Here is a 13909-nt window from a genome sequence, read left to right as displayed (position 1 = left end):
TGTTGGACAAAAGTTGTACGCTCGGAGTCATGAGCGTTGGCTTTCGTCCCACACCTCAAGACGACGAGATAATCCAAGCCCACAAGCGACCCAACGAATCCACCTCCGACGTCCTCCGGCGGGCCTTGCGAGCCCTCGACGACAATCAGTGGCAGGCACAAGCCCGGCAGGACATGGAACGGATCGCGGCCAGCGGCGAAGACCTGTCCGACGAGCCCGACGACTGGACCTACGACCGAGGCGGGCAGCGTCCTGGCCAAGCGCTGAGCGACCGGCCCGGCGAGTCCGAGCTGTTCGGAGCGGCAGAGGGGCCACGCCCCTCGTGGGGCGAAGACGGCTACGGCCCGCTGCCGGACGTCAAGGGCGCGGCGATGCACTCGTGGGTGCGGAGCTTGGCCAAGTCGGCCCAAGAAGGCCCGAGAAGCCGTGTACGTGGAATGACCGCAGCGCAACGGCAACTTCTCCTCGCCGCCGCACGCGCTGGTTCGCACCGCACCGCCAACTGGAAGCTGCACCGCCTCCACGCCGCCGCTCAGCGCCGGACCATCAAGCGGTGATCCGCGGTTCCGTCTACCGAGTGGATCTCGGCGACGCCAAGCGCGGGCGCGAGCAACGCGGCAAGCGGCTGGGGATCGTCGTCAGCGACAGCCCGGACATGTGGACCACCGCCACGATCATTCCCACCTCCACCAGGGCCCAGGACGCCATCTTCCGACCCCGGCTCCACATAGCCGGCCGAGACACCCTCGCGCTCATCGACCAGGTCCGCACCATCGACACCAGCTACGTCGACGGTGACCCCGTGGACCACCTCGACCACACCGACATGATGCAAGTCGACTACGCCCTCGGCCGCTGGCTCAGGCTCCGCGTCGAACTCGACACCTGAAGCCTCCGAAGGCAGCCGTGTGGCCACCTGTTGCTGAGAGCAGCGAGAGGCCCCGTCCAAGGAGACCCGGACGGGGCCTGTCGTCGTACGGTCAGCTCTCGACGATCATCCCAGCGAAGCACCGCCGGCACCGAGTGCCGAGCGCTGCGATGGTCGCCGGAGCACGATCAAGGGCCGACCCGTTCCCACGGGTCGGCCCTTGATCTACGAGGGTGAATGACGGGACTTGAACCTGTTCCTTTACCCCATTGTGACCTGCGGTGATTACGGAAAGTGGGACATTCGGGCGCTATTCGATGCCGCTCAATGACGCTGGATGACGACCGCCGGGGCCCGATCCGGTACGGGACCCCCACGGGGGCGCACCGCCAGGCGCCGCCCCCAGCACGTCCCCGCGGTGAATGACAAAACCGGTGACCGCACGAAAGCGCCCCCACCCCGGCCATAGCCGGAGCAGGGGCGCCGCGCCGCCGCGACAGCGCCTGGGGGCGGCACATCGCGACGGAGCCCGAGACGTAGTCGCCTACCCCCGAACCCATTGATCAAAAACTGCTGCCGAATGGCGACTGACATGTTGATCATGCCGCCGAAGCGTTGGCCGCGTGCCAGCCCCCGCAGAACCGCCCAGCGCGCGCACCCTCGCCGTACGCCAGCAGATCGGCCGCAACATCGCAGCCGCCCGCCTCGAGGCCAACCTCACGCAGGAAGGGCTCGCCGAACGCGCAGGCGTCTCCCGCGACACCATCTACCGCATCGAGACCGGCGTACGCGCCGGACGCATCGACTGGTACATCGCGATCGCCCACGCCCTCGAAGCCGACCTCGCCGAGCTGGTCCGCTCAGGCCGACCGTTGACATGAGCACCCGCGTGCAGACGTTCAGTGCCTACCACTGTGGAGGTAACCGATCAGCCAATCAGGGCACCCCTCTAGAGGGACTCGAGGTTGTGCGGCACAGTGTCAGACCGAGGCGAGACAGTAGACATACGAGCAACACTGCATCACGAAGGGGGAAGCGGCGATGACCGTGATAGACGAGCACTTGGCAGATCACGACGACGACACCCTGATCGTCGTCACAGCAGATGAGTTCCGCAGTGCCGCCAAGGGATCTCTACGTGATCTCGGCCTGACGTATGCCGAACTTGAGAAGCAAGCTCACGATCGGAGCTTCACCTCTGCTCAGGCGCATGCCCTGTGGGTCTCCATCGGCGGCACGGTTGACCTCTGACCTCAGCCAAGAGGCGCGCAGCTTTGCCCAGCAGATCCAGAACACCCTCAACAAGACGATCTGCCAGCATGTACGGATGATCGCGGTGCAGCGTCCCGCACAAGGACGACCCGTCTTCACCATCGGTGCCGGGCTGTCGAGAACCAACCCGACGCAGCCCAAAGGTTTCCCTCTAGGGATCACCAATAAGAAGGCGCGCTCGTGGATGAGCCTCTCGTACCAGGTGCGGATGGACGACGAGGACCGCTACCTCGCTGTGCACTCCTCGTTCTGCGGGATTTTCGCCGATGAGGACCTGGGCGCCTGCTTGTGTCACTTCGACTTCGAGCGCGAGAAGGAGCACTACACGGGCGCGCACCTACAGATTCACGGCACGTCCCCGGCCCTTGAGAAGCTGAATCGCGACGGCGACATCGGGCGCCCCCTCGACAAGCTGCACTTCCCGGTCGGAGGTAAACGCTTCCGTCCGTGTATCGAAGACATCATCGAGTTCCTCGTTGCGGAACGCCTTGCTGACGGGCGTGAGGGCTGGCAGCAGGTAGTAGAGGAGGGGCGTGACCGGTTCCAGCGGAAGCAACTCCGAGCCGCGATGCGTCGCAACACGGATCTCGTAGACCAGTGGACACGTGATCAAGAACGAGGCACGCGCGACGAATGAAACAGCTGCGCCCCCACCCAAGTCCGGGTGGGGGCGCAGTCGTCAACGGTCGCTCGTCGAGTTACTCCGAAAGCAGCGCCAGCCCGGAGTTGAACTCCGCGACGTTACGCCGCAGCGCCTCGACCCCCTCCGCGTCCAGCTCGACGCACCCGGCCCCCGGATGCACCGCAAGCACCGGCCGCGCGCCCTGCCCGTCACCCCGAAACCGAGACGCCGACAACAGCACCTGTCCGTCCGGCGCCCTCAACGACACTTCGTCGCCCTCGCAGCCCTGATGCGGTACACCCGAACGGCCCGCCGCACACCACGACGGGCACGCTCGCGGCACCGCGAAAATGTCACCTACACTCGGCATCGCATCTCCTTCGTTGCATGTAGGGAAGTGCTCATCGGCAGGCTGTGACCTGCCGTTTTTGCGGCGGCCGGGTGCTCCAACACCCGGCCGCCGTGCTGCTCCAGAACCCTAGGCGACGCACAGACTCGGCCATGTCGCCCACATGCGGAATCCGCCGCAGGCCGCACCGCCAAAATTGGCGGCCCCGTCGCAATATTGGCGGTCTGACCAGCAAGAGTCGTGTCACATGCACCCCTCTGGCCTTGGGCTACTCGAAAAAGTGAGTAAGACCTACACACCCCCTGTGCGGAGGTGTACCCCCTCGGAAGGCGTCCCCGAGCTGGCCTGAAAACGTCGGCGCGAAACAGCGAAGCCCCACCCTCGACGAGGACGGGGCGGGACGTGGCGGGCGGCTATCTCGGTGGGGTATTCCCCTTGGGTGGCGAGGGATTCCTCCAGCTCTGCGCCGCCGGGGGTGTCAGGCGTTTCGGGATGGCCGCCTCTTCGTTGATCAGCTTCGCCAGGCGCGCGAACGCCTGCGGGGACATGGCGGCCCGGAGGATACGCACCAACTCGCGCACCTGGTCGGTCGGCACGACGACAGCCTTGGGGGCGACCGTGTGCAGGTGGCGGTTCTTCGTCGACCACTTGCGGATGTGCTTCCGGACGGCAGCATGGTCGAGGTATTCGGGAGGAGCGTCCTCCTCGTCGCGTCCGGCTCGGGTGAACCATGCGCGTTGGAAGTACGAGGCGAAGTGGCGCCCCGGTCCGGCCGGGAAGACGGGGTTGATCCGCGGGCTCTCGATCTGACACAGGTACTGATTGCAGGATGCGCAGATGATCCCGCGCACCGCCGTGTTGCCGTACCGGTGGTCATGGTCGATTACCCGATCGCTGGCGTTGAGCCGGAGCTGACGACCGCATGACTCGCAGCAGCCACCACAGCGAGTCCACAGGGTCTCGTACTCCTTGCAGCTCAAGCCGTACGTCCGGTGCGTCGGGCACAGAATCCCGCTCGCGTGCTTGCTTCCTATGGTCATAGAGCCCCTCAGCCTGAACCTGCATAGACAGGTTACCTAGTGTGACCGTAACTGTTCAGTGAGGCGGATGCAAGGAGTGCGAGTACCGCGACTGACTCCCCGGTCGATAGCGTGGCGGCATGCGCCTTACGACGGAGCAGAGCCGAGTCTTGTTCACGGACGCTCGCGTGCTGCGCTTGGCGACAGCGGATGCTGAAGGGCGCCCCCACCTCGTCCCTGCGACGTTCGCGATCCGAGGCGACGTGATCGGAATCGCGGTCGACCACAAGCCGAAGACGAGCACGCGCTTGAAGCGCCTCCGGAACGTCGAGTCGAACCCTGCCGTTTCGCTGCTGGTCGATCACTACTCGGACGACTGGGATGCCCTCTGGTGGGTGCGTGCAGATGGCGCGGCGCGGGTCGCGGCCGCCGCCGATGAGGGTGAACTTGTCTCAATCCTTGTGGACAAGTACCCCCAGTACCAGGAGGTGCACCCAGCGGGTTCGATGATGGTTATCGAGGTAAGCCGCTGGTCAGGATGGCAGGCGCGCGCAGCATAGGGGTGAAACCCGTTGTCAGGGATACCCTGACATGTGTAGCCACTCAGCCAGGAGTCCTAGACATGCCAAAGATCTACGAGGTAATTGCGAATGACCTGAGAACGCAGATCAACACGGGCGAGCTGCGCCCCGGTGACAGGCTTCCCTCCGCCGCCGACCTGCGCGCCCAGTACGGGGGCGCCCGTGCGACCATCCGCCGGGCGATCGATGAGCTGGTGGCCGAGCGGCTCGTCACTTCCACGCAGGGGCGCGCGCCGATCGTCCGGGAGCGACCGAAGCTGGCACTTCGGCAGACCGGCGCCACCTACCGGAACCGGCAGGCCACGGGGAAGTCCAACTTCAACGCCGAGGTGGAAGCCCAGGGCCGGCGTCCCCGCCAGAAGATCCTGGACGTCTTGGAGGTCCCGGCCGCCGACGACATCGCGCACCTGCTCGGAGTGGAGCCGGGCTCGAACGTCCTCCTCCGGCGTCGGCTCTTTCTGATCGACGACGAGCCCGCCCAACTGGTGGACGGCTACTACGACCCCGAGCTGGTGTCGGGCACCCGCATCGCCGAGGCTCGCCCCATCCGCGGCGGCGTACAGGGCGTGATCGAAGACCCCGAAGGCCCGATCCGCCGCCGCGTCGTGCAGTTCGTGGAGGAGATCGACATTCGGATGCCGAACCCCCACGAGAAGCAGTCGCTCGACATTCCCGTCGGTGTCCCGCTCGCTCGTGTTCTCCGCACGGCGTACGACACGGTTGGCCTCCCCGTGGAGGTTCTGGACTCCCGGATTCCCGCCGATCGACACACCTTCCGGTACGAGATCGCCGTCTGATCTGCGCCTTCGCCAGCGCCTCGACCTCCGGGTCGGGGCGCTTTCTCGTGTTGCCTGCTCCTCGACCGGAGTCGACTCGTCTCGCTGCTCTTGCGTAGACAGGTTCAAAGGGGCTACCTTTCGAGCACGACGAGTCACCTGTCTACGCAGGTACTCGACCTTGAGAGGAGACCTGCCCGTGGCCCAGCCCGACGAGCTCGACGCCGCCCTGGCAGAGCTGGAGGAATCACTCACCGTCCAGCAGGTGGCCGACATGCTCCGGGTCCACGAGGCGACGGTCTACCGGGCCGTCGCGGCGGGGCGCATGCGCTCCATCGCGCGCGGCAGCGGGACCGTACGCCGCAGCCTGATCCGCATCCCGCGCACTGCGGTCGTCGAGTACCTCAACCCGGCGCCCGGCGCTGCCTGACAAACGTGTGGCCCCGCACAGCGACGCAACCGCTGCCGGGGCCTTGATCCCCCTAGGAGGGACCTGATGGATTCTACCCCCGAGATCTTGGGCACGGTGGGGCCCGCGTGCCCGGTGCCGTGGTGTGACGCCCACGGCGTGCATCAGGGCCACGAGTCCGCCCCGGTCGCGATCCCCGGCGGGCCGCTTGCGGCCTACCTCACGGACCTGTCGGGTGAGGCCCCGGTTCGTGCGGCCGTGGACGCCGGTGGCGGCGCGTGGACGGACCTGAACGCGGAGCAGTTGCGTGCGCAGGCCGCGAAGGTGCGGGCGCACTGCGACCGGCTGGACGCGATGGCCGACGAGCTGGCCGTGATCGAGGCCGTGCAGGGCGGTGGCCGATGAACACCCCCGACCCCGACCCCGTCTCCCTGCTCGCCGCGGACCGCCGCCGCTGGGTGGACGCGTACGCGGAGACCCTCACCACCCGTGAGCAGCGTGCCGCGGACGAGAAGGTGCTGGACCGGATGAACGCCCGGGTGACGGCCCGCGTCTTCGGTCGCGCCGCGAACCTCACCGGGGGTGCCGCGTGACGACGCCGATGCCGTACATCCAGCAGCGCATCCTCGTGCGGGCCGCCGTGCGGCCGGACCACCACGTCGAGTCGAAGAACGCGTCGGCGTTGATGGACCTGTACGCCGCCGACCTCGTCGAGCGGGAACGGCTCACCCCGTCCGGCCTGCACCTCGCCGAGGCGCTCCTCGCCGCCGACCCCAGCCTCGCGGGGGTGACGGTCTGATGTCCGAGTACCTGGAGGATGCCGCCGCGCTGCTGCGTAAGTGCGTCGAGGAGAACGAGCGACTCAACCGCGGCCTCGGCTGCAACTTGATGAACGGCCGCGAGCGGCTCGCCCGCGAGTTCGCGATGCTCGCCGCGATCGACAAGGGCCTCCTGCCCGCCGAGTTGACGGAGACCGTACTCGACGCGCTCCGGAAGACGGGCGACCGCCGTGGCTGAGCCGGAGCCGGAGCACGGTCGGACCTCTGCCCCGCCAGACCAGCCCGCTCGCCTCCCGCAGCGTCTCCCCGGCGAGTCCCTCTGACCCTTCTGCGCCAACCAGCCCTCCCGGGGCTGGCGGGTGCGGTGGGGCCGGACGTACCGGCCACAACCCCGAAGGGAACGTCATGGGATCCGCAGACCGCTGGCCCGACCTGACTGGCAAGTCTTGGGCGAACAAGACCTCGGGCGAGATGACCGACAGCGAAGTCGACGACGCGCGGGCGTCGTTCGAGGCGGTCGGGCGCCGCGACTACGAGGGCGAATGGCTGAGCCGCCACGGCCTCCCCTACGGCGACTGACCGGTTGCCTGATCCGCCCGGCGCGTGCCGGGCGGTGAGGGGAGCCGGGACAGCCCCGGACGACGAGGGGCCGGACAGACCGACCGGCCCACAACCCGAAGGGAAGGCCATGACCAGCACCATCGACATCGGGCGCGACATCATCACCCGCTACGCCGACGACGTCGCGTTCGTCGCCGACGAGGAGACGACCGACGACCTAGCGACGTTCGCCGCGCAGCTCGCCGCCGCCGCGGAGAACGCCGCTGCGGTCGACCTCCTGTACGCCGAGGACCTGACCGCCGCCGCCGTGTACCTCGCCGACGTCCCGACCGCCGCCGCCGAGCAGCGCCCGGTCCTGCTGGCCCGCGCCGAGCACCTGCTGCGGACCGGATGTGACGCGCTGGAGGAGTACCGCGAAATGTGCTGACGACTGCCTGCGGTGCATCGCCTGGGGCGGTGCACCAACGGGAGCCGCCGGAGCATCACGGCCCCACGCCCTCCCCTTCCGCACGACCCGAACGGAGCCCCATGCCCACCCACACGCCGACCCAGGGCACGCACCACGTGGTGATCACCCTCTCCAAGCCCGTCCGAGGCGGCCTCATCTCCAGCACGTCGTCCTTCACCTACACCCCTCTCCCCGGGCAGACCCGGCTCGACGCCTACATGGACATCCGGCGTCACGTCGAGCGTGAGAACCCGGCCGTGTCCGGGGGCAACGTCGTCTTCTTCGCGATCGAACCCAACCAGTTCTGACCACCCCCCACCCGTTCTGTCCTTGGAGGAAGGCGTGCCCGTTCCCGCCCTCGCCCCCGTGCCCCTCGCACTGGCCGCGGTCGCCGCGGTACTTCTCGTGCTGGCCGTGGCCGCCGTCGGGCGACGCCTGTCCGTAGCCATCACAGCCCGCCGCGAGGCGCGCCGTAGCCGGGACCGTACGCCCGCCGCCGTGCGCGTCGCGGCGCTCGCCGCCGCAGCCTGCACCGCCTACAGCGGGGACACCAGCTGGCGGTTCGCCACCCACCGGCTGGACATGGCGTCGCCCGTCGAGCGCGCCGCGATGTTCGCCGCCGCCGAACTGGCGCTGTTCGCGTGCGCGCTGATGGCGCGCCAGAACCTCAAGACGGCCGGGGCGCCCGGGACCCCGGGCCTGCTGGTGTGGGCCATCACCGGAGTGCAGGTGATCCCGGCCTACTCGGAGTCCGGTGTCGTCGGCGGAACCGTCCGTGCCGTCGTCGGCCCCGTCCTCGCCGCCGTCCTGTGGCACCTCGCGATGGGGATCGAGCTGCGGCACGCGAAGCCCGATGCGGACTCGCAGGGGCTCCTCGCCATCGTCGCCCGCGAGGCCCGCGAGCGGCTCCTCGCCCGCCTTGGTCTCGCCCGCCGTGGCCGGGACGCGGCACAGATCAGCCGGGACCGGGCGACATTCCGGGCGGTCGCCCTGGCCGCTCGTCTGGCCGATCTGAAGGCGGGCGGGCGGCGGCACACGCGTACGTCGCGGCGCCTCGCGGTCGCTGTGGACCGGGCCCAGATCGGCGCCGACGCCGAGCAGCGGGAGCGGCTGATGCTCCTTCTCGCGGCGCGCCGCAACGCGAACACGCTCGCGACGATGAACCTCGTAGCGCCCTGGCAGATCGAGGGCGCCACCGTGGCGCCCGCCACGAAGGCGCCCTTGGCGGGCGCTCCCGTAGCGCCCCGGACCGCCACGCTCCCGGCGCTCCAGGGCGCCACGGCACCCGCTCTGGAGCGCCACGGCGCCACGCCCCAGAGCGCCACCGGACCCGCTCCGGAGCGCCACAAGGAGAGCGGCCGTGGCGCCACAGGCGACGCCACGGGCCCCGCTACGGAGCGCCCCGCCACGGTGGACGGTGGCGCCACGAAGGCGCCCCGCAAGGCCACCGGCAAGGCGTCCAAGAGCGCCACCAAGAGCGGCCGTACCGCGGCCAAGGAGACCATCCGCGAGCTGTACCACGCGCTGGGCCGCCGCCCCTACGAGGGCGAGATGGTCGACGCGCTCAAGGCCGCTCGCCACCCGCACGACTCGCGGCAGTTCGCGAACAAGCTCCGGCGCGAGCTGGAGGCCGAGCACCCCGAGCTGGCGGCGCTGGGCTCCGACAACGTCCGCCCGATGACCGGAACGTGATCCTGATCATGATTCTGATCCTGATCCTGATCCTGATCGGGCCGACCCCGGCCCCCCTCCCGCCTGCGCATACCCCACCCCGTCAGACCTCGGATCAGAACGCGGATCAGACCGCGGATCAGAGTTCGTACACCGAGAGGACGTGCTGATGCCGGACACGAAGACGCAGCCGCCGCCCGCGCCCGCGGCGGCACCTGACCCGCCCGTACCGGCGCAGCCACAGGTCGCGCCGGCACCTGCGGCCACCCCTGCGCCGACGGCGTCGACGGGGGGCGCGGCGCCGAAGCCGCCGGCGCCTGCACGTCGGCGTGGGGTGCCGATCGAACCGGTCGTCGTCGGGGTCGGCAACAGCGCCACGATGGGCGCCACCGCGCTGTATCAGGCGGCGGGCGCCATGGGCGTGGTGGGCGCTGTGGCGGGGGTCGGTACGGCCGCCGCCGCGGCGGTGGTGCTGCGTCGCCGTAGCGTGCGGAACCGTCTCGGGTTCGGGGCGGGCCGTGGCGGTCTGGGTGGTGGACGTCGTGGCGGGTCCGGTGGCGGCGGGGGTGGGCGTCACCGTGGCGGCACCGGCGCCGGTCGCGCGGGTCGTGGCGGTGGCGTCGGTGGCGGGTCGCAGCGTGGCGCCGGGCGCCCCGGTGGCCGTAGCGGTGCGGCGGGCGGCACGGGGTCGGGGCGTAAGCAGCCTGCCGGGCACGGCGCTACGGGTGCGGGTCGTGGCGGCGCGGGGAAGGGCCGCGGTGCGGGTGCCGGGTTGAAGTCCGGTTCCGGCCTGCGTTCCGGTTCCGGTCGCGCGGGCGGCGGCGGGCGCCACGGAGGCGGCTCTGCGCGCGGCCAGAGGCAGCAGCAGCGGGCCGCCGAGAAGGCGCTGCGGAACCTGACCCGGGCCGCCGCGGGCAAGGGCTCCCCGGCGCAGCGGGCAGCCTCGGCCGCGCGTCGTGCCGCGGGTGCGACGGGCCGCGGTATCGGCAAGGGGCTCGGCCGGGGCGCGAAGGCCGGCGCCCCGCACGCCGCCCGCGCCGCGACATGGGCCGGGCGTCACGCCCGTCGCGCGGCGTCCGCGTCCCGGGACGGGGTCATCGCCGGGGTTGCCGGGCTCGGTGCCGCGCTGTGGAGCCGCAGTATCCGCGCCGGGTGGCAGAAGGCCCTCGGCGTCTGGCGTCGCCGCCGGGATGCCGCCCGCGACCGCCGCGCGGCCCGCAAGGGCGACGGCACCGACATGACCGGCCCGGCCGTCGCGGCGACGCCGGGCCCCCTCGCTTCGTTCGTACGCCGCCCCGCGACCGCCGGCGGCACACCCTCAAGTCCTGGAGGACTGATGTCCGGACACCACTTCACCGCGCCCGCCATGGAGATGGCCCGCGTCGCCGCCAACTACGAGCCGCGCGGGATGTTGCAGGTCGCGGAGGACTTCGCGGCGCTCCCCGAGGCCCTCGGCTACATCGCCGAGGCCATGAAGATCTCCGTCGCGAGGGCCGATCAGGACTTCCCCCTCGACGACTCCGTCGTCGACATCATGCGGCAGGTCCACGGCCTCCAGATCAAAGCGGCCGAGCTGGCCGAGGAACTGGCGCCGGTCATGCGCCGCATCCACGCCCCCGACCTCGCGCGTATCGAGACGCCCCGCAAGGGCATCCACGCCGAGGCCAAGTGGGACGTCACCAACAACATCTGAGGAGACGCACAGCTGTGAGTATCGACTGGGAGTCCGGCCACGGGCCGCTCAGCGGCCCGATCAGCGCCGCCGGGACCGCGCTGGCTGTCACCTACGCCGGGTACGTCGCCGACGTACCCCCGGCGTGGGCGGGCGCGGTCGCCGCGGCCGGGCTGGTGGGGCACCACATCGCCGGGGTGCAGGCCAAGGCGCCGCGCGGGACGCTCGCGCTGCGGGCCGCGGCATGGATCGGCGCCGGGGGTTGGTGTTCGTGGGCGCTCGCGGGCGGGCCCTGGTCGGTGCACGCGCTGGGTGCGCTGGCCGCCGGTGCGGTCGGTCTGGGTACGGCGATGGGTGGTGCCCGTACGAAGGCCACCCGTGCCGAGCAGCGTGCCGCGGAGAAGCTCGCGGAGGCGGAACGGACTCGGCGCCGTGCCGGGCAGCGGGACCTCGCGGACCAGTGGGTGGCCCGGATCGCCCGCGTCTGCAACGTGTCGAACTGCACGGTCGTCGGGATCGAGCAGTGGGAGGAGGGCGGCGGCTACACCCTGGAGGGCGAGACCCCGCCGGGCGGCGCGACGTGGCGGCAGATCAAAAATTATGAGGACGGTCTCGCCGGGGACGCCCGTCTCCCGGAGGGCTGCGGCGTAGAGGTGCAGCAGGGTGTGCACCGCGGCGCGTTCCTCATCAACGTCACCACCGCGAACGCCCTCGTGGGCGACGTCGTCTACCCGCAGGACTACAGCCCCCTGTCCATGAACGGGCCGTTGCCGCTGGGCGTCCACCGAGACGGGTCGACATTCGCGCCGTGCCTCCGGCAGAACACCGCGACCACCGTCGGCCGCAAGGGGAGCGGCAAGACCAACCGCATGCATCTCGGCCTCGCGGGCTACGCCCGGATGACGGACTGCCTGCCGTGGGTCCTCGACCTCAACGGCGGCGGCCTCGCCCTGCCGTGGCTGCGCGCCTGGCACGCCGCCGGGCGCCACGGGCAGCCCCCGATCGACTGGGTCGCCGACACCCCGGAGAAGGCCCGCGCGATGTGCGAGGCGCTGCTGCGGATCGCGAAGGCCCGCAAGCCCGGCTACGCGCAGCTGATGATCGAGCACGACGACGACAAGCTCCCGGTGAGCCCGCAGGTGCCGGGCATCGTCATCGCCGCCGACGAGATCGCCGAGCTGTACTCGCACCGCGCGCGCCGCGACACCACCCTCCGCGCCGCGGGCGACGCCCTCCTCCAGGTCGTGGAGCTGGCCCGCGCCGTCGCCTGCAACGTCGACGCGGCCGCACTGCGGGCGACGCAGGACGTTCTTGCGGAGCCGCAGTTGGTGAAGCAGTCCGGGCTGAAGATCGGCATGAAAAGCGACGAAACGGAACTGGCGTACCTCATGGGGTGGGCGGACCGGCTCAACCCGCAGGACGCCCCCTACCCCGGCTGCGGATTCGCCAAGGAGTTGGACGAGCCGGCCAGGCCGTTCAAGGCGTACCGGTTGAAGCCCACCCAGATCGCGGACATCGTCGCCGCCTGCTCCGGCCGGCAGCCGTCCCTGGACGCCCTGTCGCGGGAGGCCGCGGGCGAGGCGTACGAGCACCGTTGGGACGGCACCGCCCATCTGTTCAGCGCGGCCGCCCCTGTGGTGGCGGCGCCCGCCGCGGCCCCGGCCGTCGAGCAGCCGCCCGCCGCGCCCCGCCGCCGGGACGTGACCGCTGACTGGGGCAAGCCCCGACCCGAGGGTGCGCCCGACGACGAGGCTGCCGCCGCGATCCGGGACGCCGACGCCCGCATGCGCCAGATCAACGCGTCCATCGAGGATGCCTCGCGCCGTGACCCCGATCTCGAAGCGCAGGCGCGCGCCATCTTCGACGCCGGATTCGGCGACGGCGACGAGGACGGGGCGCTCGGCGACGCGATCGACACCGCCCGCACCCGGCCCGAGGACCCCCGCAAGGCCCTGGTCCGGGAGGTCGTCGCGCAGGCCGGTCCGGAGGGTATCGGGCCGGAGGCGATCCGGGACGTCCTCTCCCGTACGCGCCCGGACGTGGACCTGCCGAGCCCGGAGACCATCGGCCGGTGGCTCGCTGCCGACGCGGACGTGCACCGGCCGCGGCACGGCCGGTACGCGCTGCGGCCCCGCCCCGCCCCGAGCACGAGCCCGGCCCCGCCCGGCGTGGACGTGGACCTGTTGTGTCAGGCGGCCGAGCTGGTCGTGTCCACGCAGTTCGGGTCGACGTCGATGCTCCAGCGGAAGTTGCGCGTCGGCTTCGCGGCGGCCGGGGCGCTCATGGACGCGCTGGAGCACCACGGGGTCGTCGGCCCCTCGGATGGGTCCCGGGCCCGGACCGTGCACGTGCGCCCCGACGGCCTGGACCCCGTCCTCGCCCGCATCCGCCAGACCCAGAACGGAGGTTCGTGATGCCCCTGCCCGAGCCGGTACGCCGCACGGTGACACCCACCGCCGTCACCCCCGCCCGCCCGTACGACATCACGCCCGCCCCACCCCGGCCCGTCGCCCCGGCCGCCGCCCGCCGCATCGTCGGCTACCAGCCGTACGGCGGCGCCATGGTGCCCGTCTACGAGGTACAGCAGCCGACCGTGCCCACCGCGCCTCGGGATCTCACCCCGCAGCCGCTCCTCGACCCGCAGGCGCAGCGGCTCCTCGCGGGCGGCCTCGGCGCCGGAGCCGCCGGCGCCGGGCTCGGCTACGGCGTCGGGCAGATCCTCGGCGCCGTCGCCGGGCTCGGGACTGGCGGGCTGCTCGCGCTGGTGCTGCTGATCGCCGCCGCCCGGTGGACGACCGGCGCCCGTACGCACGTCACCGTTCACCAGCACGCGCACGGCCTGTTCGGCCGCAATCACCACACCTACCACCGCTGAGGGGGAC

At 70.9% G+C, this 13909-nt stretch carries 19 protein-coding genes; 18 read left to right on the top strand and 1 reads right to left on the bottom strand.

Features of this window, described 5'->3' with window-relative positions; all coding sequences use genetic code 11:
- The first annotated feature begins 29 nt into the window (after positions 1-29).
- The 5 genes from D7M15_RS28735 (at position 30) to D7M15_RS09195 (ending at position 2777) form a co-directional block, all read left to right on the top strand.
- Positions 30-557 carry a hypothetical protein gene (locus D7M15_RS28735; protein ID WP_206337340.1) on the top strand — a complete coding sequence of 176 codons (528 nt, stop codon included), beginning with the start codon at positions 30-32 and terminating at the stop codon, positions 555-557.
- Entirely contained in the window at positions 554-889 is a 336-nt protein-coding gene (locus tag D7M15_RS09210) for a type II toxin-antitoxin system PemK/MazF family toxin (protein ID WP_121517062.1), read from the top strand. The genes D7M15_RS28735 and D7M15_RS09210 overlap by 4 nt, the downstream gene beginning before the upstream one ends.
- 602 nt (positions 890-1491) lie before the next feature.
- Complete coding sequence (locus D7M15_RS09205; protein ID WP_121517061.1) at positions 1492-1749, top strand: helix-turn-helix transcriptional regulator; 258 nt, start codon at positions 1492-1494, stop codon at positions 1747-1749.
- 160 nt (positions 1750-1909) lie between these two features.
- Complete coding sequence (locus D7M15_RS09200; protein ID WP_121517060.1) at positions 1910-2119, top strand: hypothetical protein; 210 nt, start codon at positions 1910-1912, stop codon at positions 2117-2119.
- Positions 2109-2777, top strand: a complete 669-nt coding sequence (locus tag D7M15_RS09195) for a hypothetical protein (protein WP_127201730.1) — start codon at positions 2109-2111, stop codon at positions 2775-2777. The genes D7M15_RS09200 and D7M15_RS09195 overlap by 11 nt, the downstream gene beginning before the upstream one ends.
- Positions 2778-3524: 747 nt before the next feature.
- Here the strand turns inward: D7M15_RS09195 and D7M15_RS09190 are convergent.
- On the bottom strand, positions 3525-4151 hold the full coding sequence (locus D7M15_RS09190) for an endonuclease domain-containing protein (protein ID WP_121517058.1): 627 nt from the start codon (positions 4149-4151) through the stop codon (positions 3525-3527).
- Positions 4152-4270: 119 nt separating this feature from the next.
- Between D7M15_RS09190 and D7M15_RS09185 the strand changes: the two genes are divergently transcribed.
- The 13 genes from D7M15_RS09185 (at position 4271) to D7M15_RS09125 (ending at position 13902) form a co-directional block, all read left to right on the top strand.
- Positions 4271-4690 carry a TIGR03668 family PPOX class F420-dependent oxidoreductase gene (locus D7M15_RS09185; protein WP_121517057.1) on the top strand — a complete coding sequence of 140 codons (420 nt, stop codon included), beginning with the start codon at positions 4271-4273 and terminating at the stop codon, positions 4688-4690.
- Between the two features lie 62 nt (positions 4691-4752).
- Positions 4753-5508 (top strand): GntR family transcriptional regulator, encoded by a 756-nt coding sequence (locus D7M15_RS09180; protein WP_121517056.1) that lies wholly within the window; start codon positions 4753-4755, stop codon positions 5506-5508.
- A gap of 178 nt (positions 5509-5686) precedes the next feature.
- Positions 5687-5917, top strand: coding sequence for a helix-turn-helix domain-containing protein (locus tag D7M15_RS09175; protein WP_121517055.1), 231 nt, complete (start codon positions 5687-5689; stop codon positions 5915-5917).
- A 66-nt stretch (positions 5918-5983) separates the two neighbouring features.
- Positions 5984-6301 (top strand): hypothetical protein, encoded by a 318-nt coding sequence (locus tag D7M15_RS09170; RefSeq protein WP_121517054.1) that lies wholly within the window; start codon positions 5984-5986, stop codon positions 6299-6301.
- Entirely contained in the window at positions 6298-6489 is a 192-nt protein-coding gene (locus D7M15_RS09165; protein WP_121517053.1) for a hypothetical protein, read from the top strand. Before D7M15_RS09170 ends, D7M15_RS09165 begins: the two co-directional genes overlap by 4 nt.
- Positions 6486-6695: a hypothetical protein gene (locus tag D7M15_RS09160; RefSeq protein ID WP_121517052.1), complete on the top strand. Its 210-nt coding sequence runs from the start codon at positions 6486-6488 to the stop codon at positions 6693-6695. Before D7M15_RS09165 ends, D7M15_RS09160 begins: the two co-directional genes overlap by 4 nt.
- Positions 6695-6913, top strand: a complete 219-nt coding sequence (locus tag D7M15_RS28420; RefSeq protein ID WP_165906225.1) for a hypothetical protein — start codon at positions 6695-6697, stop codon at positions 6911-6913. The genes D7M15_RS09160 and D7M15_RS28420 overlap by 1 nt, the downstream gene beginning before the upstream one ends.
- A 450-nt stretch (positions 6914-7363) precedes the next feature.
- Entirely contained in the window at positions 7364-7663 is a 300-nt protein-coding gene (locus D7M15_RS09155; RefSeq protein ID WP_121517051.1) for a hypothetical protein, read from the top strand.
- 101 nt (positions 7664-7764) lie between these two features.
- Complete coding sequence (locus tag D7M15_RS09150; RefSeq protein ID WP_121517050.1) at positions 7765-7992, top strand: hypothetical protein; 228 nt, start codon at positions 7765-7767, stop codon at positions 7990-7992.
- 34 nt (positions 7993-8026) lie between these two features.
- Positions 8027-9376, top strand: a complete 1350-nt coding sequence (locus D7M15_RS28730) for a hypothetical protein (protein ID WP_206337339.1) — start codon at positions 8027-8029, stop codon at positions 9374-9376.
- A 751-nt stretch (positions 9377-10127) separates the two neighbouring features.
- Complete coding sequence (locus D7M15_RS09135) at positions 10128-11048, top strand: hypothetical protein (RefSeq protein ID WP_121517046.1); 921 nt, start codon at positions 10128-10130, stop codon at positions 11046-11048.
- A gap of 14 nt (positions 11049-11062) precedes the next feature.
- Positions 11063-13441 (top strand): DNA translocase FtsK, encoded by a 2379-nt coding sequence (locus D7M15_RS28945; RefSeq protein WP_240649200.1) that lies wholly within the window; start codon positions 11063-11065, stop codon positions 13439-13441.
- Positions 13441-13902: a hypothetical protein gene (locus D7M15_RS09125; RefSeq protein ID WP_121517045.1), complete on the top strand. Its 462-nt coding sequence runs from the start codon at positions 13441-13443 to the stop codon at positions 13900-13902. Before D7M15_RS28945 ends, D7M15_RS09125 begins: the two co-directional genes overlap by 1 nt.
- Positions 13903-13909 lie beyond the last annotated feature (7 nt).

Source organism: Streptomyces sp. Z26 (genome assembly GCF_003665095.1).
GTDB classification, from domain to species: domain Bacteria; phylum Actinomycetota; class Actinomycetes; order Streptomycetales; family Streptomycetaceae; genus Streptomyces; species Streptomyces phytohabitans.
The sequence above is the reverse complement of the archived record's forward strand: the minus strand, read 5'-3'. Positions and strand labels throughout refer to the sequence as shown.